34 protein-coding genes and 1 pseudogene are annotated in these 23,221 nt (G+C 68.8%); 7 read left to right on the forward strand and 28 right to left on the reverse strand.

Annotated features, from left to right (window positions below; genetic code table 11):
- Positions 1–597: 597 nt before the first annotated feature.
- Positions 598–1,407, reverse strand: a complete 810-nt coding sequence (locus GGD82_RS04365) for a BRO family protein (protein WP_170284131.1) — start codon at positions 1,405–1,407, stop codon at positions 598–600.
- Positions 1,408–1,623: 216 nt separating this feature from the next.
- Between GGD82_RS04365 and GGD82_RS04370 the strand changes: the two genes are divergently transcribed.
- Positions 1,624–1,902 (forward strand): helix-turn-helix domain-containing protein, encoded by a 279-nt coding sequence (locus GGD82_RS04370; RefSeq protein WP_150060843.1) that lies wholly within the window; start codon positions 1,624–1,626, stop codon positions 1,900–1,902.
- A 249-nt stretch (positions 1,903–2,151) separates the two neighbouring features.
- On the opposite strand, the gene GGD82_RS04375 is transcribed toward GGD82_RS04370, so the two are convergent.
- The 27 genes and pseudogenes from GGD82_RS04375 to GGD82_RS04500 form a co-directional block, all read right to left on the reverse strand.
- A complete protein-coding gene (locus GGD82_RS04375) occupies positions 2,152–2,754 on the reverse strand; it encodes a DUF4376 domain-containing protein (protein WP_150060842.1) in 603 nt (200 codons plus the stop codon).
- 3 nt (positions 2,755–2,757) lie between these two features.
- A complete protein-coding gene (locus tag GGD82_RS04380; protein ID WP_184013228.1) occupies positions 2,758–3,723 on the reverse strand; it encodes a glycine-rich domain-containing protein in 966 nt (321 codons plus the stop codon).
- 2 nt (positions 3,724–3,725) lie between these two features.
- A complete protein-coding gene (locus GGD82_RS04385; RefSeq protein ID WP_150064240.1) occupies positions 3,726–4,046 on the reverse strand; it encodes a hypothetical protein in 321 nt (106 codons plus the stop codon).
- 1 nt (position 4,047) lies between these two features.
- Positions 4,048–4,803 carry a phage tail protein gene (locus tag GGD82_RS04390; RefSeq protein ID WP_150064239.1) on the reverse strand — a complete coding sequence of 252 codons (756 nt, stop codon included), beginning with the start codon at positions 4,801–4,803 and terminating at the stop codon, positions 4,048–4,050.
- Between the two features lie 2 nt (positions 4,804–4,805).
- Positions 4,806–5,438 carry a phage tail protein I gene (locus tag GGD82_RS04395; protein WP_150064238.1) on the reverse strand — a complete coding sequence of 211 codons (633 nt, stop codon included), beginning with the start codon at positions 5,436–5,438 and terminating at the stop codon, positions 4,806–4,808.
- Complete coding sequence (locus GGD82_RS04400) at positions 5,431–6,327, reverse strand: baseplate assembly protein (protein WP_150064237.1); 897 nt, start codon at positions 6,325–6,327, stop codon at positions 5,431–5,433. Before GGD82_RS04400 ends, GGD82_RS04395 begins: the two co-directional genes overlap by 8 nt.
- On the reverse strand, positions 6,324–6,668 hold the full coding sequence (locus GGD82_RS04405) for a GPW/gp25 family protein (RefSeq protein ID WP_150064236.1): 345 nt from the start codon (positions 6,666–6,668) through the stop codon (positions 6,324–6,326). The genes GGD82_RS04400 and GGD82_RS04405 overlap by 4 nt, the downstream gene beginning before the upstream one ends.
- 4 nt (positions 6,669–6,672) lie before the next feature.
- A complete protein-coding gene (locus GGD82_RS04410) occupies positions 6,673–6,966 on the reverse strand; it encodes a PAAR domain-containing protein (protein WP_150064235.1) in 294 nt (97 codons plus the stop codon).
- Positions 6,967–7,084: 118 nt separating this feature from the next.
- Positions 7,085–7,561: a phage baseplate assembly protein V gene (locus GGD82_RS04415; RefSeq protein WP_150064234.1), complete on the reverse strand. Its 477-nt coding sequence runs from the start codon at positions 7,559–7,561 to the stop codon at positions 7,085–7,087.
- A complete protein-coding gene (locus tag GGD82_RS04420; RefSeq protein ID WP_150064233.1) occupies positions 7,536–8,120 on the reverse strand; it encodes a hypothetical protein in 585 nt (194 codons plus the stop codon). Before GGD82_RS04420 ends, GGD82_RS04415 begins: the two co-directional genes overlap by 26 nt.
- A gap of 3 nt (positions 8,121–8,123) precedes the next feature.
- The gene (locus GGD82_RS04425; RefSeq protein WP_150064232.1) at positions 8,124–8,456 is read right to left on the reverse strand and encodes a head-tail joining protein; all 333 of its coding nucleotides are present in this window, start codon (positions 8,454–8,456) and stop codon (positions 8,124–8,126) included.
- Positions 8,443–8,646: a hypothetical protein gene (locus GGD82_RS04430; protein ID WP_150064231.1), complete on the reverse strand. Its 204-nt coding sequence runs from the start codon at positions 8,644–8,646 to the stop codon at positions 8,443–8,445. Before GGD82_RS04430 ends, GGD82_RS04425 begins: the two co-directional genes overlap by 14 nt.
- A complete protein-coding gene (locus GGD82_RS21000) occupies positions 8,646–9,404 on the reverse strand; it encodes a major capsid protein (RefSeq protein WP_281292777.1) in 759 nt (252 codons plus the stop codon). The genes GGD82_RS04430 and GGD82_RS21000 overlap by 1 nt, the downstream gene beginning before the upstream one ends.
- Positions 9,370–10,110, reverse strand: a pseudogene (locus tag GGD82_RS21540) (phage portal protein); the annotation flags it as partial. The gene GGD82_RS21000 and the pseudogene GGD82_RS21540, both read right to left, overlap by 35 nt.
- On the reverse strand, positions 10,107–10,322 hold the full coding sequence (gene gpW, locus GGD82_RS04440) for a gpW family head-tail joining protein (RefSeq protein WP_150064228.1): 216 nt from the start codon (positions 10,320–10,322) through the stop codon (positions 10,107–10,109). The pseudogene GGD82_RS21540 and the gene gpW, both read right to left, overlap by 4 nt.
- 11 nt (positions 10,323–10,333) lie before the next feature.
- The gene (locus GGD82_RS04445; protein ID WP_150064227.1) at positions 10,334–12,274 is read right to left on the reverse strand and encodes a phage terminase large subunit family protein; all 1,941 of its coding nucleotides are present in this window, start codon (positions 12,272–12,274) and stop codon (positions 10,334–10,336) included.
- Between the two features lie 11 nt (positions 12,275–12,285).
- Positions 12,286–13,017, reverse strand: coding sequence for a hypothetical protein (locus tag GGD82_RS04450; RefSeq protein WP_150064226.1), 732 nt, complete (start codon positions 13,015–13,017; stop codon positions 12,286–12,288).
- A gap of 103 nt (positions 13,018–13,120) precedes the next feature.
- A complete protein-coding gene (locus tag GGD82_RS04455; protein WP_150064225.1) occupies positions 13,121–13,855 on the reverse strand; it encodes a hypothetical protein in 735 nt (244 codons plus the stop codon).
- 758 nt (positions 13,856–14,613) lie between these two features.
- Positions 14,614–14,772 (reverse strand): hypothetical protein, encoded by a 159-nt coding sequence (locus GGD82_RS04460; protein ID WP_170284501.1) that lies wholly within the window; start codon positions 14,770–14,772, stop codon positions 14,614–14,616.
- Between the two features lie 116 nt (positions 14,773–14,888).
- Positions 14,889–15,515 carry a hypothetical protein gene (locus tag GGD82_RS04465; protein ID WP_150064261.1) on the reverse strand — a complete coding sequence of 209 codons (627 nt, stop codon included), beginning with the start codon at positions 15,513–15,515 and terminating at the stop codon, positions 14,889–14,891.
- Positions 15,512–16,486 (reverse strand): hypothetical protein, encoded by a 975-nt coding sequence (locus GGD82_RS04470; RefSeq protein ID WP_170284506.1) that lies wholly within the window; start codon positions 16,484–16,486, stop codon positions 15,512–15,514. The genes GGD82_RS04465 and GGD82_RS04470 overlap by 4 nt, the downstream gene beginning before the upstream one ends.
- Positions 16,487–17,917, reverse strand: coding sequence for a replicative DNA helicase (gene dnaB / locus GGD82_RS04475; RefSeq protein WP_150064259.1), 1,431 nt, complete (start codon positions 17,915–17,917; stop codon positions 16,487–16,489).
- A 17-nt stretch (positions 17,918–17,934) separates the two neighbouring features.
- Positions 17,935–18,501: a hypothetical protein gene (locus tag GGD82_RS04480; protein WP_150064258.1), complete on the reverse strand. Its 567-nt coding sequence runs from the start codon at positions 18,499–18,501 to the stop codon at positions 17,935–17,937.
- On the reverse strand, positions 18,498–18,719 hold the full coding sequence (locus GGD82_RS04485; RefSeq protein WP_150064257.1) for a hypothetical protein: 222 nt from the start codon (positions 18,717–18,719) through the stop codon (positions 18,498–18,500). Before GGD82_RS04485 ends, GGD82_RS04480 begins: the two co-directional genes overlap by 4 nt.
- Positions 18,716–19,381 (reverse strand): SAM-dependent methyltransferase, encoded by a 666-nt coding sequence (locus GGD82_RS04490; protein ID WP_150064256.1) that lies wholly within the window; start codon positions 19,379–19,381, stop codon positions 18,716–18,718. The genes GGD82_RS04485 and GGD82_RS04490 overlap by 4 nt, the downstream gene beginning before the upstream one ends.
- 4 nt (positions 19,382–19,385) lie before the next feature.
- Positions 19,386–19,985: a hypothetical protein gene (locus GGD82_RS04495; protein WP_150064255.1), complete on the reverse strand. Its 600-nt coding sequence runs from the start codon at positions 19,983–19,985 to the stop codon at positions 19,386–19,388.
- A gap of 241 nt (positions 19,986–20,226) precedes the next feature.
- The gene (locus tag GGD82_RS04500) at positions 20,227–20,484 is read right to left on the reverse strand and encodes a hypothetical protein (protein ID WP_150064254.1); all 258 of its coding nucleotides are present in this window, start codon (positions 20,482–20,484) and stop codon (positions 20,227–20,229) included.
- On the opposite strand from GGD82_RS04500, the gene GGD82_RS04505 reads away from it, so the two are divergent.
- From GGD82_RS04505 to GGD82_RS04530, 6 genes are all read left to right on the forward strand, one after another.
- On the forward strand, positions 20,465–20,947 hold the full coding sequence (locus GGD82_RS04505) for a hypothetical protein (protein WP_150064253.1): 483 nt from the start codon (positions 20,465–20,467) through the stop codon (positions 20,945–20,947). The genes GGD82_RS04500 and GGD82_RS04505 overlap by 20 nt on opposite strands.
- A 290-nt stretch (positions 20,948–21,237) precedes the next feature.
- Entirely contained in the window at positions 21,238–21,447 is a 210-nt protein-coding gene (locus GGD82_RS04510; protein ID WP_150064252.1) for a hypothetical protein, read from the forward strand.
- Positions 21,444–21,818 (forward strand): GapR family DNA-binding domain-containing protein, encoded by a 375-nt coding sequence (locus tag GGD82_RS04515; RefSeq protein WP_150064251.1) that lies wholly within the window; start codon positions 21,444–21,446, stop codon positions 21,816–21,818. Before GGD82_RS04510 ends, GGD82_RS04515 begins: the two co-directional genes overlap by 4 nt.
- Positions 21,806–21,952 (forward strand): hypothetical protein, encoded by a 147-nt coding sequence (locus tag GGD82_RS04520; RefSeq protein WP_170284505.1) that lies wholly within the window; start codon positions 21,806–21,808, stop codon positions 21,950–21,952. Before GGD82_RS04515 ends, GGD82_RS04520 begins: the two co-directional genes overlap by 13 nt.
- Before the next feature lie 28 nt (positions 21,953–21,980).
- The gene (locus tag GGD82_RS04525; RefSeq protein WP_150064250.1) at positions 21,981–22,346 is read left to right on the forward strand and encodes a YfdP family phage-associated protein; all 366 of its coding nucleotides are present in this window, start codon (positions 21,981–21,983) and stop codon (positions 22,344–22,346) included.
- Positions 22,347–22,358: 12 nt separating this feature from the next.
- Positions 22,359–23,221: DUF2303 family protein (locus GGD82_RS04530; RefSeq protein ID WP_184013229.1), on the forward strand; the 863-nt coding region annotated here is incomplete at its 3' end.

A 23,221-nucleotide genomic window follows, 5' to 3' on the forward strand; every position in this document is an offset into this window, starting at 1 on the left:
CCTCCTTTGGGCACAAAAAAAGCCCCGACGGTCGGACAGGACCGGGGGCCGGATGACAGGATGCGCGGACAGGGTCAGACACACCGGACCGGCGCGGCAGTGCCGTAGCCTCCGGGGCGATGAAGACGGATTCTGACCCGGACACGCCATTGTCCGACGGTGGGAGAAGAAAGGGCCCCCAAGAGGAGGCCCTTTAACGTGCTGTTTGCGGTACGTTGTTTGCGCTGACCTATCCGCCGACCACCCGACCGACGGCCTCACACCAACGGTCCCGGCGGAAGACGGACCGCACACCGTGAGGGAGCGCGTAATCAACCTCTCGGGGACCGGCGCGGACGATCTCCAAGGTACGGTCGCGCGTTCCACGTTGAGGCACCAGCGCTACCACCTCGTCGCCGACCTGCGGTGGTTGGGTGAGGTCAACCAGTAGACGCCGGCCACCGATTTGCATCACGGCCATGCCCTCCAGGTCGGGATCAGGCTCGGCTTGGGAGGCTGCGGCGTCAGGGCCCGGCTCCAGGGCCAGAGCGGGAAGGGCAACGGTGGGAAAGGCAGCGAGAGCGGTCCCTGTAACGAACGTTCGACGCGTCGTGTGCATCATGCAGCCTCCTCAAGCGGAAGCCGGTCGACACCGAGCTTCTTGGCGAGATACTGGATGCCCTTCGGCGTGACGAAGGTCTGGTAGCGGGCCTTGTCGTCCACGACGGTCGCCTTCACCTCGAAGACACCCATTTCCCGATACTTCACTTTCGGGACGAGCGCCGTGCCCTGGTAGAACAGATAACCCTGCTTCAGCCAGCCGACGAACTTATTCGGCCCCTGACAGAGCACGCGAGCGGCGTTCTGGAGGTTGTAGAGCCCGTCGGCATTAGCATATTTGTCATAGAACTGTGTCTTCGGTTTCGCGGCCTCAACCTGCTGCTCGGCGCGCTCGGCCCGCACGGTCAGCTCCTTGTTGACCTCGATCAACTGAATGGCGATCTGGCTCAGTTGGCTGGGATCGCGCACGTCGATACGGGGAATGCCGTAGGAGCCGGTCTTGCGGATCGTGGGCAGGATGTCTCCCACTACCAATTCTTCGAACCGTTCGGCGCTCGGTAGGTTCGACCGCATGATGAGGCGGTAGACGTCGCGCTCCGGGATGATGACGGTCTGCCGATCCAGGGTGAACGATTCGTTCACCCCCACCGGCCGGTCCAAGGGGAGGAACGATTCGTTCCCCCCGACCGGGCGCGGGCCTTTGCAGTGGTCCCGAACCGCCTTCTGCGGATTGGAGTAACCCAGCACCGTGGCCACGTCCTTGGCGACAAACCAGGGCTCACCGTCGATGTCGAGCACGCGAACCGTCGCCCCTTCGAAATCGAATGGCACGAGAGTGGTGCCGTTGTTAGGGTTGATCTTAGTCATCAGTGCCTCCGTAAAGGGCTTTGATGGTGAGGCCCCGGCTGGTAACCGGGGCCGATTCGTCCGGGGGCGGGCTTCGACGCCAATCTTCTGTCCCGTCCCCGGACCCCAGCGGCAACGCTGCCGCGAGGGCAGGGCTCTTGATTAAAAATTGCCCACGTGGTAAGAAATTTACCATCCCATCGCAGAATGGTCAATATCTAACAACATGGGTGAAAAGTGACCACCGGCCCTCAGCTTCGTGCCGCTCGCGCACTGATCGGCGTTGCCGTTGACGAGGTCGCTAAAGCGGCTCAGGTCAGCACAAACACCATCCGCCGGGCCGAGGCTTGCCCGAAAGAAACGCGACTGACCGCCGCGAATCTTGCGGCCATTTGCCATGTCTATGAACGAGTTGGTGTTGAGTTTTTAAACTCCGAAGAAGCGGCTGGCGTTCGACTCCATTGGGAAACATTCGAAAAGATTAAGGAACGCAGTAAGCCCAAAGGTGGATGTTAAGCGGGCGACGAGGCTCCGTCCAAGCGTCGAGCCAGACCGGAGCGGGGACCCGTTCAGCGACCCCTACGACGGCGATTAGATCGCGGACACGCGTGTTATGCACGCGGCCGAGAGTTAGATTGACCCGATCTAACCCTCGGCCGCGCTCAAAGCCATCAAGGCCCATTGCAAGCGCCGTTATCTCCTGTGGACGGCCAGCCGCGACGGGGGCTTCTCTTCGGTTTTGTGTGGAACGATCCGGCGGCCGGATCAGGCTTTCGGCCACCCGATCTCCGGATCGAGGGCATCGAGGGCGGCCGTGTCCTCGGCCGCGAGGGTGGCGTCCTTGAGGTCGCGGGCGTGCTGGACGACGGCCGCGTACCAACCGCCGACACCGGCCGCGAGGGCGAGCCCGTCGCCCGGGTCGGGCAGCGGGATCCGGATGTTCTCTTTCGAGATCCAGCCCTGCGCATAGGCGGCGGGCCACGCGACGGTGCCGGCGTGTGCGGCGAGCGCGGTGATCGCCATGCCGCCCAGGTCGGCGCGGCCGGCGTCGTGCACGGCCACATGCAGGCTCGCGCGGGCCTGCTTCACCGGGTATCCGGCGGCCAGGATCTCGGCCTTGCGGGCCTCGACGGCGGACAGGACGGCGGCGCGGGCCTGTTCCAGCGGGGTGGCGGGCTCCGGCTCCGGTTCGGGATCCGGCGGCGGAGGCGGTGCCGTCCATTCGTCGCCATCCAGCAGGGCGCCGGGCACCACGTCGTCGGGCACCACGACGAACGCGGCCGCGATCAGGGGATGGAACCGGGTAAAGGGGTCAACCGTGGTCACATCCACGGCGACACCGTTCAGAATGCGGGCGTAGGTCGTCATGGCTCAGTACTCCAGCACGACGAGGCCGGGGCCGCCGGCCCCGCCCTTGGCGTATTTGTCCGGTTTGATGTTGCCGCCGCCGCCGCCACCAATCCCACCGACGCCCGCCGGGGAGGGATTACCGGCGCCCCCGCCGCCGCCATGGCCCCCGTTGCCCCCGCCCCGAATGCCCCCGCCGCCGCTCTGGCCGTCCCGGTGCGCCTGCTCCGTGCCGCCTCCGCCGCCCCGGCCGGTGAAGGCCTCGAACGGGAACCGCAGCGGCTGGGACAGCGGGTTGTCGGTGGCGGAGGACAACGCGTCCCCCAACACATTGGGGCCGGGATGCGTGGTCCCGGGGCCATAGGCACTCCCGCCAGCCTGGGCGTAGGACCCGTGCACGACCCCACCACCGCCGCTTCCACGCGCCATGCCGCCGTCGCCGAGCTGGGACCCGGCGCCACCTCCGCCACCGGCGCCTTGCGCCACACCGCCGCCCGTTGCCTGGACATCGCCCCCGACGCCGATGCCGCCCGTGGGCGGGGTCTCGGACCCGGTGATCCACACCCCGGGATTGCCCCCCGTGGCGGAGATCAGGGCGCCCACCGAGGACGTTCCGCCGGCGCGCGGCAGAGTGTTGGTATTCTCCCGACCGCCGATGCCTCCGGCGGCCACGGTGATGATGAGGGTCTGGCCGGGCGTGACGGTGAACACGCCGTGGGCATAGCCGCCACCGGCGCCACCGGTTCCCGTGTACTCGAGTGTCGTGTTTCCGCCGCACCCGCCGCCGCCACCTCCGACGACGCGCGCCCGGATCTGGGTCACCCCCGTCGGGACGGTCCATTCGTATTCCCCGGGCTCGACGAACACGGTCCACCGGCCGGCCCCGAACAGGCCGATGTATCCGGCGCCGACCGGTTTGCCGTCGGCCGACAGGGCCCATACGGTGTCCGGGCTCAGGCTTGCCCGGCTCTCGCTCAAGAATCGGCCCATGGTCAGGCGCTCCCCTCAAAGCCGTGAATGCGATAGGTGCAGGTGCCGGCGTCGTCGCGGACGATGACGCGCTCGCCCGGGCCGGCCACGATGCCGGAGCGTTCCAGGACCCCGCCGCCGGCCGGGATCACGACGTCGTATTCGATCCAGTCGGCATCGGCCGGGGCGGCGTCGGGCGTCACGGCAACGCGCACGGTGGCGGCGTCGTCGCCCCGGTTGACGACGGCGACGTTGAGCGTCGCCACGGTGTCGGCGGGCACGGTGTACACGGTGGTGTCGGTGTCGGCGGGCGGCGCCGCCGTCCCCAGGCGTCCGGATGCCATGTCAGAGTTGCCCCATATAAAAGGTGAAGGCCCGGCGGTCGGCGCGGTCGGCGGCCAGCCGGGCGGAGACGTGCGCGGCGGTGCCGGCGGGTGTGGTGGCGCGCGTGGCGTCCGTGCCGGCGCGGGCCTCGGTGACGGTCGCCAGCTCCACCAAGCCGGTGCGGGTGGTGGTTGCCGTGCGGGCGGACAGGGCGGCGGGTGTGACGGCGCGTTCGGCGTCGGCGCCGTCGCGGACCTCCGCCTCGGTCGCCAGTTCCACAAGGCCGGCCTTCGCCGTGGTGGCGTAGCCGGGGAGCCGTTCCAGCACCCACGCCTGCGTCGCGAACTGCAGGCTGGCGTCGATCTTCAGCTCAATGTTCGCGGTGGACCCCACGACAGCCTGGATCTTCAGGGCCATGTCGTTCGAAGCGCCCTCGGCAATCACCGGCTTGTAGGTCTCCGGCCAGTTGGCCAGCAGGATCAGGTCGCCGTCGGCGTCGAAGGCCCCCACCTCCCGGATGGTCCAGCCGCCGGTTTGCGGCGGGATCACCAACAGGGCCTCCAACACCGCCGCGTCGGCGTCGGTGCGGTGGATGCTGGCGGGTGTCGAGCGGTAGACCTCGCGCACCAAAGCGGTGCGGTCCTCCGTCGGGATCACGGGCGCCCCGCCGCCGTCGCCCACGGCCATGTGGGTCAGCTCGACGGCCTGCCCGGTGACGAGCCCGTTGGCGATCTTGGCGGCCCCGATGGCGGTGAGGATGCCGTAGTACTCGGCCATGGTCAGGCGCCCTCCCGGGCGGGATGAACGGTGAGAGTGGAGACCATGGAGACGGCCGCGCCCGCGTAGGACCGGCCGGACACGGTGATCTCGGGCGGGGTCCAGGGCAGCACGGTGCCGCCGGTGCCGCCGATGACGAAGGCGCCGGCGTACACGGCGGCATCCACCCGCCCGACCGCGCGGATCCCGGTCAGGTGCGAGCGGACGTTCTTCGCCGCGCGCGCGGTGCGTTCGATCTCGGCATAGGTCCCGGCGGTGACCGCGTGGCCCATCACGTCCACCTCAATCCGGAACGTGTAGGGCTCGGCCGGCGGATCATCCTCGGGCCATTCGATCAGCGTCGTGTCGTAGCCCAGGCTCGCGAGGGCGCGTTTGACGGCGCCCACGGTGCCTTTGACCGCATGCACGCTGTAGCTGTCCGCGATCACCCGGCGGCGTGTCGCTTCGGGCCACGTATCGTCCCATTCATCCACCGAACAGGCCCAGGCCAGCCACGGCAGCAGATCAACCGGACACGCCCAGGGATCCCACAGGGTGCGGATCACCTCGGCCGGGACCGCGTCCAGGCGGGCAGTGGTGTCCTCTAACGCGCGCTCCAGAGCGGTCGCATTGGGCGGCAGAAGGCGATCAGACATCGGGCGGGCCTTCCGTGACGGTCACACTCACACACCAGGGCGCTTCGCTCGGCCCCACCACCACGGTCGCCGTGGGCGCGATCAGATCGACCCGCTGCACCCCGGGCTGGTGCAGCGCGGCGTAGAGCGCGGACAGCGTGACGTCGTGGTCGAGGGCGTGCAGGTCGGCCGCGACCCGCGCGGCGGCGGCGCGGGCGGCGGCGACCACCGGGGCGGCCGCCGGGCCGGGGTAGCAGTGGATCACCGCTTCCAACCGCCACGGCACGATGGTGGCGGACTGCACGATCACGGTGTCGGTCAGGGGCCGGACGTCGTCCGCCGACAGATGGGCGGCGACGGTGGTCAACAGGTCGTTCGGGGCGGCGCCGTCGCCCTCGCGCGACAGCACGGTGACGCGCACCTGACCGGGCACCGGACTGTCGATACGGGCGTCGCGCACCCGGCCGTCCGCCGCCAGGGTGTGATAGCGATAGGCGCCTTCGGAGCCCGCCACGGTCAGGGATTCCATGGCCAGCTGGGCGCGGGCGCGCAGCTCGTCGTCCGGCTCCAGCACGGCCTCGGTCGGTGGATCGGTGGTGGGATCCGCCGGCACGATCACCCGGCGTGCCGTGGCCAGCAGGGCCGCCAGATGATCCAGGTCCGCGCCCGTGGCTTCGGCCAGCAGGTTCGCGCGGGCGGCGTCGTTGACGCGGGCGCGCACGAGCAGCTCGCGGTAGGTGGCGACCTCCAGCAGCTTGAGGACCGGTTCGCTCTCCAGATCGGCGGAGAAGGCCGGATAGCGCGCGACGAAGTCCGCCTTCAGGGCGGCCAGGATGGTCTCGAAGTCCAGGGCCTCGACCACGTCGGGCGCGGTCAGGCGGGACAGGTCGATGCGGGGTTCGGCGGTCATGAGGACTCCAGAACAAGGCCGTCCAGGGTGACGGTCCGGCCATCGGGCCGGTACAGGCCGGTGAGCGACAGGGTGACGCGGCCCGGCTCCGCCGCCGTGATGGCGACCCGGCGCAGGGTCAGGCGGGGCTCCCACCGTCGCAGGGCCTGGGCGGTGGCGGCGTACAGGTCCATGGCCAGGGCCGGCGTCATGGGGGCGTCGATCAGCGCGGGCAGGCGCGAGCCGTAGTCCCGGCGCATGACGCGGGTGCCGATGCGGGTGGTCAGGATGTCGTGAACGGACTGGCGCAGGTGGTCGAGGCCGGAGAGCGTCCGGCCGCTGGCGTTGGACATGCCGCGCATGGGGTCAGCCTCCGGCGAAGACGGTGTCGCTGCCCTCGGCGACCGAAGACCCGCAGACGACCGGATCGCCGATGCGCCCCAGTTGGCGCCCGTTGGCGAACACGGTGGCGGATCCGTGGGCGAGCACGCTGGCGTGGGTCTCAGGAATGGCGAGGCAGGTGTGCGGCGCCCAGGCGTCGCCCTCGCGATGGACGGCGATGGCGTTGGCGAAGACGTCGGGGCTGGCGCCGGTGCTCGGACGCGACGGCCAGCACCCGTGCCCGGTGCAGAAATCACCGAGCCGGGTTACGGCAGGCATAAGAGACGAGTCCTTTTGCATGCGGCACCGGCCCACGCCCCCACCCGCCCCCCCCCAAAGCATACTGTCGTGGGCGGTCGGGTGGGGGCGTGGGCCGGCTTTGGCCAGATCGAACGACTCAGTTCAGATCGATGCGCGGGGCCTCGAGGCGGATGCCGTCGGCGTCGATCTCCAGGGATGAGGGGCCGACCCGCAGGCGGATGGACCCGGCCGCGACCACATCCAGGGTGAAAGCGTGCGCCTCCCGGTCGTAGGCGACCGTGGACCCGTCCGCGTAGACCGTGCGGTCGAGGGTCGGCCGGCTTTCCGGCGCCGGATAGGCATCGCGGTACACCGCGCCGATCACCACGCCTTGCGCCAGGTCCCCCGTGGGGGCGACCACCACCACCTGCTCGCCCACCTCCGGCGGGCACCAGGTCACATGGTCGTGCGCCCGCGCGGTGACGAACGGCAGCCAGCCCGTGGTGATCGCGCCCGCCGTGACCCGCACCCGGGCGCGGGCGTAATCGGCGGCGGAGACCACCCCGAAGCGGACCACGTTCGCCACACGGCGTTCCAGGTCAGTCAGGTCACGGTTCGGGGCCGCGCGTTCCATCGTTGGGCCTCACATCCGGCAGTGGGGTGTCGGCCAGATCGACATAATCGGGCTCATGCGGCGGGCCGATGTCCGGCGCCCAGGAGGCATAGACCCCGGCGGGCAACGGCCCGTCGTCGTCCTCCGGCGGCACGGTGGCGTAGACCGCCGTGAAGGTCAGGCGCAGGCCGGCGGTGGCCTGGGCGCCCTCGCCGTCATAGTCGGCTTCGCTGGACTCCCAGGCGATGGACTGGACCGCCCCGCCCAGGGTGGGATCGGCGTCCAGGGCGGCCTCGACCTGCATGGACAGGCGGTCCACGCCGGCGTCGGCGTTCTCGCCCTGGGCGGCGACCTCCACCACCACGTCGAGGTGGCGCTGGATCACCCCGCCGCCCCGGTCGCGGTCGCGCCGTTCCGATTGGGTGTAGACCAGGATGGCCGGCAGCAGCCGGGGCGCGAGCGGCGTGCAGCGCGAGGCGAACACCGTCCGCCCGGCGTCGGTCGCCGGGGGTGCGTCGTCCGCCCCGCGCAGCGCGGTGCGCACCGCGCGGCGGATCGTTTCCCGTGGAGTGGATGTCACGACCTATCCCTCATGCAGATAGAGGCGGGCGTTGCCTGTGCCGTCGGGGACGGCCTCGGCGACGGTCCAGGCGGCGTCATCGATCACGACGCGGTCACCGGCTTCGGGGGCCACGAGGCAGTCGGCCAGCCGCAACCACAGACACGGCCGGCTGTCGGAGACGGGCACGCTGGTGCCCGCCTCCACGGCCTGGGGAGGACGGTCGAAGATGGCGACGATCTCCTGCGGCGGGCCGTAATCCCCCGTGTCCGGATCCAGGCAGCGCACCGTCACCGGCCGCCCGAAGGTCCCCAGGCAGGCCCTGGCCAATCCGGCGGCGAGGCTATCCCACGGCATCGTCGCCTCCGGTCAGGGGCAACGTCCCAGAGGGACTCGCCCACCGCGCCAACCGGCGCGCAACCAGGGTTTCGGCCTCCGCCGCCGGCAGCTCGAGCGTGCCGCCGGGCGGGGTGCGGGTGGGCGTGCGCGGATCGCCGCCGATCAGCGTGATCCGCGCCTCCACCCGGCGCGTCTTGGCGGCCGCCATCAGCGCACCGTCAGGCTGCAGGTGCCGTTCGGCAGCGGCAGCACCACCAGGGGGGCCGACTGCGTCATGACGAACTCGGCGGACGGGTTCTCCTCGATCCAGTTCTTCGGGAAGAACTCCAGCGCCTGATAGCCGGCGCGCGGATCGCGGATGGCCCCATGCGCCTGCACGCCCGCCACCTGCGGGGCCACCTGCAGGACCTGATACTCGGCCATCAGGTGCAGCGTGGCGCCGTCGTCGGCCTCCGCCAGATCGTCATAGACCCAGAAATCGAAGTCCCCGATCGTGCCCACATAGCGCTGCTTCGGCGTGTCGCCGCCGCGCGCGATCGGTCCCAGCTCCGCCGAGCCGCTGGTCTGACGGCGCACGTCCAGCAGCCGCTCGACCCGCTCATGGGCGCGGAACAGCGTCCAGGCCTTGGGCGAGAACGTGACCTCGGTCGCCGGCAGGCCGGATTTCTCCTGAGTCAGGGCCGCGTTGTCCTCCAGGTCCTGGATCGGGTCCACGCCGTCTTCGCCCCAGCGGGCCGCGCCGGTCTTGGCCTGAGTCAGGGCCGGGTCGCGCCCGAAGTCGACGACGACCTTGGGATAATCCTCGCCCTCCACCGTCACCATGCCCGTGGCCAGAATCTCGCCGGCCATGAACTCCTTGCGCCGGGTGATCTGAAGGCGGTGATCCAGCAGGATATCGGCGACCACGGCGGCGCGGCGTTCGGCCGACGCCGCGCGACTGCTCGTCCCGCTCCTTGTCGTAAAAATGCACCGTCACCGGGCGGCCCCAGGGGGTTTCGCGCGGGATCCGCTCCCAGGCATAGGCGTCGCGGCCGCCCGTGAACCAATCGCCGGGATGGCGCTTGCGGATATGATAGGCGGTCGCCGCGCCCCAGCCGTCCAGCTCCACCCCGGCCCGCAGGGTCTCGGTGTCCATGGTGTCGTGCGGGTTCGACAGCCGGTCGGGGTCGATCACCCGCACCGTGGTGGCGAAGCCCGCGCCGTGGTCGCGCCACTGCAGGACGGCCAGGGCGTCGCCATCGATCACATAATGCCGGTAGGCCATGCCGAAGAGGCCGCCCAGGGTGTAATGCCGGGTCGCATCGCACCAGCGCGCCGGATCGTCCGCCCACAGGCGGAACTGCGCCTCCACCTGATCGGACCATTCGGCGGCCCAATCGGCGGACAAGCCAAGGGCGCGATAGTCCGGCTTGCTGGACAGGCGCAGGCCGGCGCCGATCACGGTGTCCAGCTCCCGGCGCACCGCGCCCGACGCCCAACCGTTGTTGCGCACCAGATCGCGGATGCGCGCGACGATGTCGACCCGCTCCGGCAGCAGGTCGGCGTCGGCCGAACCGAGCGCCGGAGCCCACCCGGCCAGATCCTGACTGATCGGGTCCGCCGCCTGATAGGCGGTGACGGAGGCTTGCGCGGCCGCTTTCATGGGCGACCCATCGGCGTTGATGATCGTCATCCGAACCTCACCCCGACCGCCCGGCGGCGGCCCATGCCCAACTGCGCCTTGATCTCCGCGATCCCGGCGTTGATCGCCGCCAGATCACCCCGGCTGTAGCTGACCGATTTGCCGTCGTGACTCACCGAGGCCACGGCCTCCCCCGCCAGCAGGGCATACTTCGCCGTCTCCAGCGCGCGCAGCCGCGCCCGGAGGGTCGCCGTCTCGGTCATGTGAGAGATCCTTACGCCAGCCGATCCGCCAGGGACCGGGTGTGCTTGGTCAGGGTGCGGGCCGTCGGCTTGGCCATGGGCGCCGCATCGGCGGCCCCGCCGAACAGGTCGGCCTGCCCCTGGACGGCCTCGATGTCGCGCTCGGCGATCAGCTCTTCCCAGGCCGGATCCGAGCGCACGAACACGCCCATCTTGAACGCGGCGGCATAGCAGTAGTTCGCGGTGTCCAAGGCCTCGTTGCGCTTGCCCGGCGGCAGGATCCACTGCCACGCGATGACGCCGTTGCGCCGGACCTCCTTGCGCACCTCCGCCGTCAGGCCCTCGAAGAGGGCATCGCCCAATCCCTTGGCGAAGCCCACATAGCCCAGGTCGAGCGGATCGGCCTTGCGCAGGGCCGCGTACAAACTCGCTTTCAGCCCCGAGACGCCGACGTTGTACCAACGCCGCGAGGATTTCACGACCTTGCCGGCCGCACTGCGTTCCCACTTCACCCGCTCCAGCGGCGGCACGTTGTCGCCGCCCCGACCGCGCACCAGGATGACCCGGCCCGACTTCAGCTTGCGGTGCCACGCGTGGACGTCGTTGGTGTAGGCGTTGGCGTCCACGGCCATCATGTCGGTGGCGCGCGGGTTGCCCCAGACGTCGTGATACGCGCGGTTCAGCTGCTCGGTCAGGCGGCGCTGTCCCTCGGCGTCCGTGATCGGGCTGTCGATGACCACGTAATCGACCACATAGCGCCGGAACTGCGGGCCCCAGGCCGTCACCTGGACCTCGGTGCGGTCCTCCTGGCAATCCACACCCTGGGTCAGGATCGGATGACGCGGCGGGATCACGCCCCGTTGCAAGCCGGTTTCCTCCGCCCGGTCGCGCAGGGCCTCCCACTCGGGAGCCGCGCCGACGACCAGAAACGGCAGCCCGAGCCAGTCGTTGTAGAACACCTGTTCGGCGCGCGGGTCGCCCTTGGCCCGCTCCCACGCCCGCCACAGATCGCGCCAGCCCTTGATGGCCGTATAGGCGGCCCACAGGTCGAACGAGACGCAATAGGACGCCGCCGCCGGGTTCTCCGCCACCCACCTGGCCCCGCGCTTGGGGTCGATCATCAGCGGCAGGTGCCGTTCCTCCATGGTGCAACCGCAGTGCAGGCAGGTGAAGTGCGGGTCCGCCCCGTCCGTGGTGGCGGCGACCATGTTCTCCCAGGTCAGCGGTTGCAGCCCGGCGCAGTGCGGACAGGCGACGTGATAGCTTTCGCGCGTGCCCTCCTTCCAGGCGTCGGTGATCCGGCAACCGGGCGAGACCAGTGGCGTGGACGCCCGAAAAATCTTGCCGCCGAACTTGAGGAAGCTGCTGGTGCGGCTGTCCGCCTGGGTCAGCGGGTCGCCCGCGCCGTTGTCCTGCGGCCACTTCGAGATGTCGTCCTGCACCTGATAGGGATAGGACGCCATCGACAGGTCGTTCGGGCTTTCGGCGGCCGCGCACTGCAGCGAGCCGGCCTCGTCGATCCGCTCCCACGCCATGGAGGAATGGCCGACCCGCGCCCCCTCCGGCCGCATGGCGGCGTTCAGGCGCGTGCCCTTGACCATGGGGCGGAATTTGCGGCGCAGCCACTTCTTGGCGTTGCCGGCGTTCGGGTGGACATAGAGCATGTGGCAGGGCACCAGTTCTAAAACGGCCGCGATGGCGGTCTGGGCCAGCACCGTGCCGCCGATCTGCGCCGATTTGCGCAGCACGACGAAGGGCGCGGGGTGATCCGGGCTCAGCACCTCCAGGATGCGGCGGAAGAACGGGAACCGGTCCAGCGAGAACGGCCCGGGGAACGGGCTTTCCGAGCCGAACTCGATGTTGTGTTCCGCCCAGGCCGGCAGGTCGATCGGCGGCGGCGGGGTCAGCACCGAGGCCAACGCCTCCAGCGCCACGCGCCGGGGATTGGCGAGCGGAAACAGATCCATGCCCATGGTGCTGGGTCCTATTCGGGGTCGGTATCGTCGAGGAACTGGGGTTCCTCGTCCGCTTCGGCGCCCGCGCGTTCGGCCGTTTGGCGCCGATGGTCGCGGTAGCCGTCGCGCAGCACCACGCCCAGCGCCCGTTGATCGACGCCCAGGGCGGCGAGAACGCCGCGCACCGTGCTCGGCGTGGTACCCAGGCGCTCGGCCAGGGCGTCGACGTCCTCCGGCACCAGCGCGGCCAGCACCGCCTGGGGGGCCTCCACCTGCAACCAGACCTCCGTGGTGCGGATGGTCCGGTGCAGCACGCCCGCGAACTCCGCCCGGGCCTCCGCCGTCGGCAGCCACGCGCCGTCCCGGGCCTTGGCCTCCGCGCGCTCGCGGATCAGGGCCAGCTCCTCGCGCTCCGCCTTCGCGGCCGCGAGCCGCTCCTGGGCATCGCCGACACCGCCTCGGGCGGCACCCCGCGTGGGCGTTTGGATCGGGGCGGACGGAGCAAAGGCCCCGGTGTCCACCGGCCGGGCCTGCGCCATCTGCTGGCGCACGTCCAGCTTCATGCCCAGCTGGCGCAGGGCCTCCGGTACCACCACCCGGGCCGATCGGCCGGGACCGTCCAGAGCCGCCCCGGACAGCTTGCCGTCCGCGATCCAGTTGCTCACCGCCGACGGCGCCCGCCCGACCAAGCGCGCGAAGTCGCCCTTGGTCATGGTCTGCAATGTGGCGTCCAGGGTTGGCATGACTTCACCCGAGTTCACGACAGGACGCCCCTGAATTCAGCCTTTTCAACCCCCGACCCACGCGCGAAGGGGCACGGTTCGAACAGCCCGTGTCGGCCTTTCCCCCGGAAGGACCCGCGCGTCAGTCCCGCCGGGTCGCGTGCGCCTCGTGCAGGGCATCGCGGAAGTGCCCCCCGAATTCATCCTCGACCGTGCCGTGGATGATGTCGGCGAAGGCGAAGCGCGGCCGGTATTCCGCGCGGCGCACGAACACCAGGGTCGGCACCAACCGACTGCGCTCCCGCTTCCACACACCCTCGGGCAAGTCGGGCTGGTTCTTGGGGCGCCCGAGAAAATACTGATCCCGACGGCGCACCCGCCTGCCCGCCGTGGCGCCCCGGTTCTGCATCGGATCGGGCGAGGCCCGCAGATAGGACAGGATCTTGGTGATCTGTCCCCGGCTGACCGCTCCGGACCGATCCAGGTCAATGCCCTCGCCGGGAACCGCCCGGGTGCCGCGCGGCAGATGCCCGGCCGCCTGCAAGGCGCGCTCGAACCGCTTTTCCCGGCGCGGGCCGCCCTCGATCTGGGGGGCGAGGTACTTGAACGCGGGCGTGCCCTTGGGCGCGAAGTCCTTGATGTTGACGCTGGCCTCAAGGCGGGCTTTGCGGGCGGCCCGGACGAACAGGCTGTTGCGGGTGTATTTGGTCGGGCGGTCGAACACCCGGTCGATCTCGTCGCGCGCCCGGTCCTTCGCGGCATTGGCCGTCCGGGTCAGCGCATTCATCATGGCGAACGGCACCTGACGGTCGGAGAAGTCCGCGATGTCACGCTTCACCGCGTCCAGGTTTTCGATCAGATCGATCTCGACAGGCATGGCGTCCCCTCCAAACGAGAAAGCCCGCCACCGGGATTGTCCGGGGCGGGGTGGGGTGGGTACTTCGCTTTTGACGTGTTATCTAGGCAAAACGCACGTACACAAAGGTCGCATGAAGCCATCCTAAAGCGGGCGCGTGTTCAAGTATGTGCCGCGCATCACACTTTTGTGCCCAAGGTCACTTCTCGGAGACCCCTTCGATGCTAAAAACAATCACAGGTACAGCGGTTCGTTAGGTTTCCCGGCCCGATGACCCGCGAGTCGTGCCTTTGCCATCACACTCGCGTGCTGGCAAACACCCAATGAAAGGGGTGACCGATGAAAAAACGAACCTGTACCATTGTCATCAAAATGATCTGGTGGCAACGCGATAGTGGGGGACTACCCCCCCAAGAAGGTAGGAGAACGATGGATCCGCATATTTTAGAGCATGCGCTGATGTCGTTACTCTACCTTGTGCTTTATGCTCGGCACCTCTTCTAGGAAGGCGCCAGACACATAAGCAAAAACCTCATGCCTGGCACCTCTTCTAGGAAGGCGCCAGACACATAAGCAAAAACCCCATGCCTGGCACCTCTTCTAGGAAGGCGCCAGACACATAATCACAAACTTCGGCCCAGGGATCTTTGTCTTCCTGGGCTCTTCTTTTTGGAAGAAAAACATACCTACTCAGTTCCGACCGACCAAACGGCAGCTTCCGGCAGGAGGCCCCGCTAGACGTTGGAATCAAGCTATCTCCCACATAACACGTTGCGATGTCAAGAGTGTCGCTCGATCATTTCGAGTCCACTCATACTAGTGTAGGCGATTCGGTTCAGCGCCTTCATCATGGCGAACGGGACCTGACGGTCGGAGAAGTCCGCGATGTCACGCTTCACCGCGTCCAGGTTTTCGATCAGATCGATCTCGACAGGCATGGCGTCCCCTCCAAACGAGAAAGCCCGCCACCGGGGTTGTCCGGGGCGGGCTTTCTAGAACTCTGGCTATTTTCCAGGTGGTACCAAGCTTTTTCCCGAAACGTCAAGCGGAAAAGTCACGCAGCCTCGCGCCAGGGCTCCCGGCCGGCAAAAAATCCCGTGATTTCATGGCCCTGAAGCACATCCGGCAGATACGTGCCCAGCCACTCCAGAGCCACCCACCAGCGCACGTACATCAGACGGGCTGTTTCGATGTCCGCTCGCGTCGGGTGATAATCGACCGGGCAGTAGAGCGGAACCCGGGCCTTGGGGTCGGCATAGACGACCACCGGCCGGTCGTTCGCACCGCGCCGCCGAGCGATCGGACGCGGGACGATGCCGTCGAACGTCTCGGGCCGCCGGCCCCGCAGGGCACATGCGATCACCAATTCGGCCAACCGGCCCTCCGGATCGGTGTCGTTGACCTCCATGACCAGCCCGTGAACGGCGAGCGCGTCGGGATCCACGCGATCCGCATGATCCCCGAGCGCGTCCGGTGCCCAGGACTGATCCACGCGGCCCCCCTGTTCCAGGACGCGGGCCACCGCCGCCGTGCCGGTCACGACCTGGGACGGCCCGACCCGGACGTCCCGAACCTGCGCCGCCACGGCCTCATGCACCCGTTCGTCCCGGTAGGCCCAGGTCAACAGCGCCTCGACGTCCAGAGCACGGCGCTCGGCCGGATGTCCCAAGTCCTCGCTCATGCCGCCTGACCCCGCGCCAACGCGGCCTCCCACTCCGGTCGGAGGTGCGCCGGGCACAGCGTGCCGGCATCGTCCGGCGGGAAGCCCCAACAATCCGACCACCCGGCCCGCGCCCCGATCTCGATCCGCGTCCGCCATTCGTCCTCCGTCTTGCCGCCCCAGGTCCGCGCCAGGGGCTTGGTGTCCGCCTCGGTCTGCGCCCGCATCGCCTGCACCTCATCGGCCATCAGCTTCGCGGCATAGGCGATCGGGTTGCGGGCCGTGGCGATGTCCGTCCGCCGCCGGAACACGGCCACGATCTCGTCCGGCGTGAACCCCTGGCCCAACCAGCGCCCCACCGAAGCATAGGTCCGCGCTCCGGCCTCGTAGGCCTCGTGATCCCACCCCACCACCTTCAAAGCCGAACGGCCGACCGTGACGGGGTTCTCCGCCAACCGCGTCGGTGTGCTGGCAGGCGTTGGGGTGCGATCATTTTCCTCCCGATTGGAAATCGTCGCAGCCGGCTTGCTAGCTAGCTTTTCCTTTCCCTTCCCTTCCGGGGGTGAGGGCTCGTCGAGGCCGCCCCGAGCGCTCGTCGAGGCCTCGTCGAGGGGGTGTCGAGGGCTCGCCGAGGCCTCGTCGAATTTTGCGATTTCCCCACGCCGCGGCGGTGCCGGAAAGCGCACCGTGGGACGGTCCACCTTCTGGTGCCGGTCCCAGCCGGTCACATGCAGATAGGCCGCCCCGTCCGCGTCGAACCGCGCCAGCAGGCCCACGCCGACCAGCTCGTCGACCATCGCCGTGATCTCGGGCACCGTGAAGGCGTCCGCCGGGAACACCTCCATCTTGATCCGCTTCGGGCTGTCCGGGTGAACGCCCCGGTCGTCGCAAAAGCACCAGAGGCTGACGAACAGAAGCCGGGCCGTCGGCGAGCAGTCGACGACCTGTTCCGACGTGCAGAACTCCGGCTTGATGGTCCGGATACGCGCCATTTAGCGGGTCTCCTCACGGCAGAGGGGTTCGATACGCTGGGTCGGCGCGTGGAAGAACAGCCGCGCCGTCCCGATGCCGCCGCGCCGGTTCTTGGCGACGATCACTTCCATCACGTTGCGGACGGCACCGAGACGTTCGGAGTGACGCGCCAGACGGTCGCGGAACGCGTCGGCCGCCTCGCCCTCGCGCGGGCTCGGCTCCGACCGGTCGAGGTAGTATTCGTCGCGGTAGACGAACACGACCTTGTCCGCGTCCTGCTCGATCGCCCCGGACTCCCGAAGGTCCGACAGCAGCGGCCGCTTGTCCTCGCGCTGCTCGACGGCACGAGACAGCTGCGAAAGCGCGATCACAGGCACGCGAAGCTCTTTCGCCAGGGCCTTCAGCCCGGCGGATATCTTGGTGATCTCCTGGGTGCGGTTCTCCGACCGCTCGCCCCGGGTCTGGCTCAGGATCTGCAGGTAGTCCACGACGATCAGGCCGATGCCGTGGCGCCGCTTCATGCGGCGGGCGCGGCTGCGGATCGCCGCCACGCTGATGCCCGCGCAGTCCTGGATGTACAGGGGCACGCGCGCGAAGGCGTCGCGCACGGCCAGCACGCGCTCGAACCGCTCCGGCGAGCACCGCCCCTGTTTGAGGTCGCTCAGGCCGACCTCCGCCTGGGCGGACACCAGCCGTTCCGCCAGCCCGTCCGGCCCCATCTCGGCGCTGTAGAAGTCGGCAGCGGTGCCGGCCTCCGCCACCCGCCACGCCAGCGACATGGCGAGCGCGGATTTGCCCATGGAGGGCCGCCCGGCCAGGATCACCAGCTCGTCGTCCGCGATCCCGCCCAGCAGCCGGTCGAGATCCGGATAGCCGGTCAGCAGCCCGGTCGGCGCGCGCTGTTTGTGCGCGGCCTCCATCTGCTCCAGCGCAAGGTCGATGGCCTGGGACACATGCAGCGTCGCCGAGCGCCCCGGCCCCGCGTCCGCCACCTCCAACAGGGCGGCCTCGGCCTGCTCCTGGATGGCCGCCGCCGTTGTCTCCAGATCGTGACTATGGGCGTTGATCTCCAACTCCCGCCCGATGCCCATCAGGCGGCGCCTATGCGCATAGTCCGCGATGACGCGGGCGTATTCCGGTGTGTTGAAGGTCGTCACGCACGAGCCCATCAGCGTGACCAGATACCGCGCGCCGCCGGCCGCCTCCAGATCCGGGCAGTCGTTGGCGAAGCTCTGCAGGGTGATCGGCGTCGGGGTCGCGCCCCGCTCGCTGACGCGCGCGATCTCCGCCCACAGGGCTCCATGCCCCGGATGGGCGAAATCGTCGGCGGCGACGTGGTCACACACACGGTCGAACACCGCCGCGTTCGACAGCACCGCCCCCAGCAGGGCCTGCTCGGCCTCCAGCGACTGCGGCGGAACGCGCCCATCTTCCGGCGGATCAAAGGGCATGACGGGACTCCCTCGCCTCAGCTCAGGCGCTGTTCCAGGGTGGCGGCCTTTGCCTTCAGGCCCGCCAAGGTCTTTTCGACGGCAACAAGGCCGGCGCGGACCTCTTCCAGGATCGGGTCAGACCGGATCGGCCCATACGCCAGATCCCGGAACGCGGCGACCGACGCCCAGGGCAAATCCAACTCCCGCCCGACCTGCTGATCCGAATAGCCGTCGGTGTAGAACCCCTTTTCGGCATCGAAATACACATCCAGGGCGTCCCGGACGCGCCCGCGCTCTTCAACGGTCAAGTCGCGGGGTTTCTGTGACGTCTTGCGCTCCGTCGTCATCCTGTCTGTCCTCTTGCGCTCCGCTCCAGGGGGAGCGGGTGTCTTGTGTTTCTGTGCCGAGCAGGCCGGGCAGGTGACGGCTTTACCGATCACCCAGCCCTGCGTTTTGAAGTTCTTTTCGGCGATCTGGGGGTCGCTCAGGTCCCGCCAGTGCCGCCGCGCCATGGCGCCGCACTGGTCGCACTGCAGGCGCCACTCGGTGCGCCACTGGTTCGCGACCTGCGTCCGCACGTGTTCCACGGCACGCGGCGTCATGCGGCGGTCTCCCGTCGCGTCGTGCGCTCGCGCCAATGGTCGCCACACCACCATGTGCCCAAGGCGCGGGCGTCGCCCGTGCGCAGGTAGCGCAGCAGGCTCACACCCTCGCCCCGGACGGCGGGGCGGCGGCAGCCCGGCACTGCGCACAGCGTGATCAGGCGCCCGGCGGCATCGGTGTGCGGGCGAGGCTTCGCGGCGGAGAACAGGTCCGTCATGCGGCACCTGCCCCGACGTCCACGACGTCGTCGTCATAGTCGCCGGGCCGTTCCAGGCGTTTGCGAGTGCCCGGTGGGATCCAACGGAAGTCCGTGCCGCCGATCCGGTGAGGATCATGGCGCCACACGATCCAGCAGTAGGCCGTTGCCGTGGACGCAGCGCGCAGGCAGCGGCCTTTGTGCATCGGCACACGCTCGGCAAACTGGGCGATCGTCGTGGGCGGGTACGGGTCAAACAGGTCGCGCCACCGCTCGCCGCCTTCCAGGAAGGCCGTGCGAACCAGCATGGCGACGACAGCGGCTTGCGGAAGCGCATGCCGGACGAACGCGGCCGCCAACCGAAACGGCGGGTTCGTGATGATGGCGTCCAACTTCCCGGCAGGCACGTCGGCCGGGCGGGGCTCCAGGAGGAAGTCGAGGCGCTGGCCGTATCCGATCTGATCCGCCGCCACGTCGGTCGCGACGACGCGGCCCCAATACTCGGCGAGGGGGCGGGCCATATGCCCAGCGCCGCACGCGGGCTCCCAGACCGTGCCATTGGGGCGCGCTCCAAGGAGTTCACACAGGGCCCGTGTCGCCCAGGGCGGTGTCGGGAAATAGTCCAGGCTGTCGGCCGGCTCTGTCCGTCGCGCCATCACGGCGGTGCTGATGTTCTGACTCATCCCCTCAGCACTCCCGCGCGACGACGCGGACGACCACGCTGGTCGGGCGGGGATTGCGGGCGCGCAACAGCGGGTCGTCGTCGGCGCCGAGGCTCAGCAGGGGCAGCAATGCGGCGCCCAACGATACCGCCAGCATCAGAACCGCCGACGCCACCACGCGACGCGCGCGGCGTGATGCTCCGCCCGCCTCAGATGCCATCCCGCCTTCCTCAGCGCCCGCTCCCGGGCAAAAGTCCGCAGGAGCGCCGTAACCCAAGACCACATCGCTCAGTCCCTTCTCCTTCAAGCCCTGGCGGTAGACGTCCAGGCAAATCCCCAGGCCCGCGAGGCCCTGGTCCAACGTCTGCTCGCCGATGACCGGGCCATAGATCACGTCCAGAACCTGGCGCCCCAAGGCGGCGGCGAGACGCGCCATGCCATCGGGCTGCGGCGTGGCGCGGCCCTCGCGCCAGCTTTCGGCGGTCTTCACGCTCACACCGCACAGGCGTGCCAGGGACTTGGCGTCATACCGGCGGCACACCGCGTGGATGCGCGAACGCACTTCGGCGACGGCGGCGGCGACGTCATCGCCCGGCAGCGGGCCAAAGGTCGCGGTACAGGTCATCGGACACACTCCCATGGTGTGGCGCACCGGAGCCGGCCACGTTGGCCGACACCGGATCCGTTCGAGGGAAAGGGATGCTTGATGGCCGTTCGACCGCTGCCCGTGGTGCCGCCGATGCCCGCCCCGTTGGCGGCCCAACTGGCGGCCCAACCGCCGGCCGGCATCCAAACGGGCGATCCGGCGACGGACGCGGCCCTGGCCCGGAGGCGGGCCGACCTGGAGGGGGCGTTGGCGGTGACCATCACGCGGCCTCGTTGGCATCGGGCGAGGCGGCCTCGGGGGGCGGCGGATCGCTAGAAACGGGGCTGCTTGGTCGCCAGTCATGAGGCACCACCGCCTCAAGCTTGCGGAGCGTCGCGACCGTGGGCGACCAGTCGGGACGGCGCCACCCGCGCAACGTGGACTCCGGCACTGCTGCCTCGCGCGCCAGTCGGCAGGTCGACCAATCCTGATCGTCCACCCAGGCCATGAGATGGCAGATGACATCATCGACGGACATTGAGCGGCTCCCCTTTCTGTCCGGCCACGATGCCGCGAAACAACGCGGTTCGTCAAGCGCCATAACCGCGTTACCTCGCGGTCGCGAAAATACGCGGATATGGCATAGTTACGGCATGATAAAAAACAGGGTCGATCCCGCGCTCTCTGAACATCGGCGCGCCACCCTCCGACGTATCAAGGAGGAGGTCGGCGCCAATGCCTTTTGGAGGTGGTGCGGAAGCGCAGGGCTCAACGAATCAACGATCCGCTCATTTCTGAGCGGAAAGTCTCAGAGCCTTTCTGATCGCACCTACGCGCGCCTTGAGGCCGGATCCGGCATCCCATCAGCAGTGTGGCGCGGAGACGATCAGCCTTTAGATGAGGATAAGCGCCTCGTTATGGAGGCGATGGATCGTATGACGGATGCTGATCGGCAGACCGTGGTGGCGCTTGCTCAGCGTCTGACCGAGTCGCGCTCCTAGCCCAACACCAATACATAATCTGGCGACGCTGCTCCGGTGTCATGGTCTCCATCATGGCTGCCACTGCGCGCTTTTGCGCGGCAATCCGCCTGCAACTAGACATCTCTCCCCCAAATACGCACGCTTCCCGAAGGGAACAAAACGAGAATACACCCGCTAACGGGGGCCCACAACAGCTACCCCCCTAGCGAGCCGGAGGAAAAACCGCGTTGTATCGCGGTATTGTGGCTTGACGAAACCGCGAATGTTCGCGCACCATAACCGCGAAACAACACGGTTGGAGTCCAGCCATGCCCGATCCGACACCGCGCACCCGCTCTGGGGCTTTGGCCCCCAATGGGATCCAGCAGGCCCCGCCTGACTTTCTGACCACGGATGACGCCATCACGGTCCTGACCGTGTGGCAGGACCTGACCGCGCCGCAGCGCGACCAGATGCTGGCAATCATGCGCGACACCGCGCGCCTGAACCGGCCGCAGGGTGCGGAGGCCGCGTCATGACCCACGGTTCCCCCCATCCCAATCTGCGCCAGCGGACGCTCGACCGCTTTGACGCCCTGCGGCGCGAACGCGCGGGACTGCTCCGCGCCGCCCGTGAGGTCCGCGCTGAGGCCAAGGCGAGCCCCGCCAAGACCCATGAAACGGCGCTTCGTTTGGCGCGGATCAGTGCCGAAGTCGCTCGCGTGCGCGCCGACATCGCCACTGCCGAGGCCCAGGCCATCGCGAATGGGTTCAACGTGTCCCTTATCCACGCGGCCCTGAGGCTGCGCCGGATGGGCCCGGACGAACGCGCCGAGCATGACGCCCAGATGGCCCTGTACCGCCAGGACCTGGGTATTTCTGCAGGGGAGGCCCGGCCATGCTCGCCCTGATCCGCGACTTTGTCGGGGTCGCGTTCGGCTTCGTCGCCCTGTGCGTGGTGTTCGGGTTCTTCGAGCTGATCCTGCAGCCCGACCCCGGCGCCGCGACCGTGGCCTTCGGCCTCGTCGGCGTCACCACGCCCTGACCGTCCCCGCCCACCGAAAGGACCGCTTATGTCCGCCCTGCCCACCACCACCGCCCACCGCACGTTCAACACGTTCCTCGCCGACGTCGAGGATGGGCAGATCCACAACGAGTTGACCGACGACCTGCGCGATCTGGTCGCCACCCTGCAGAACGTCGGCATGGAGACCGGCGGCAAGGCCTCCGGCGAGATCACCGTGAAGCTCAAGCTGAAGCTGGACGGCCGCAGCATCGACGTCGTCGCCGACATCGCGACCAAGAAGCCGAAGATGCCGCGCCGCCGCACGACCTTCTTCTCCACCGAGGACAACCGCCTGACCCGGAACGACCCGCGCCAGCAGGCCTTGCCGTTCAAGACCGTCGAGCCGTCCCAGACCGAAACCAAGGCCGTCTAAGGAGCCCTGTTCATGTCCCCCGAAACCCAGACTGAAACCGCCGCCCTTGCCGACTTCATGATCAACCATGTCGGCCTGGAGGTCCTGGCCGAGGACCTCGCCAACACGCCGATCGCCGTGGTGCCCGAAGGCAAGCGCCTGGAAAGCCTGAAGCCGCTGCTGGACGAATACCGCGCCCGGCCGGAGCGCATCACCGGACTCAGCGAGCACATCACGCTCGACAGCCTGATCGAACACATCAAGGCCCACGACACCACGCAGGCGGTCGTGTTCATCTCCCGCGAGCCGGCCCGCGCCGTGGCGGTCTATGACTATATGAGCGGCAACGGCACGGCCTCCAGCGTGGAGACCGAACCGAACTGGCGGGCTTGGCGCGCCATCCACGACTTCCCCCTGTCGCGCGAATGGAAACTCTGGAGCCGTGCCAGTGGTTCGAAGATGGGCCAGGGCGAGTTCGCGGCCTTCGTCGAAGACCGGATCCTCGACATCCTTCCCGCGCCCGACCTGACCGTCACCCCGAACAGCGAGGCCGACACGCGCCTGCAGGAGCTGGCGCGGCTGCTCAACGGTACCTTCGCCGGGCCGGAACGCATGATGGAACTGGCGCGCGGGCTGGTGGTGCATGAGACCAGCCGCGTCGGCGAGGTCATCAACACCAACAGCGGCGAGGGCTCCATCATCTTCGAGGAGGAGCACACCGACGGCGCCGGTCAGAAGTTGACCATCCCGTCGCTGTTCTGCCTCGCCATCCCGGTGTTCGACCAGGGCACGCGCTACCGGATGGTCGCCCGCCTGCGCTACCGCAAGAGCCGTGAGGGCCTGAACTGGTGGTTCGACCTGCAGCAGGTGAAGGAGGTGTTCGACGACGCCTTCCA

Origin of the sequence: Roseospira marina (assembly GCF_014197855.1) — a bacterium.
Lineage (GTDB): Bacteria > Pseudomonadota > Alphaproteobacteria > Rhodospirillales > Rhodospirillaceae > Rhodospira > Rhodospira marina.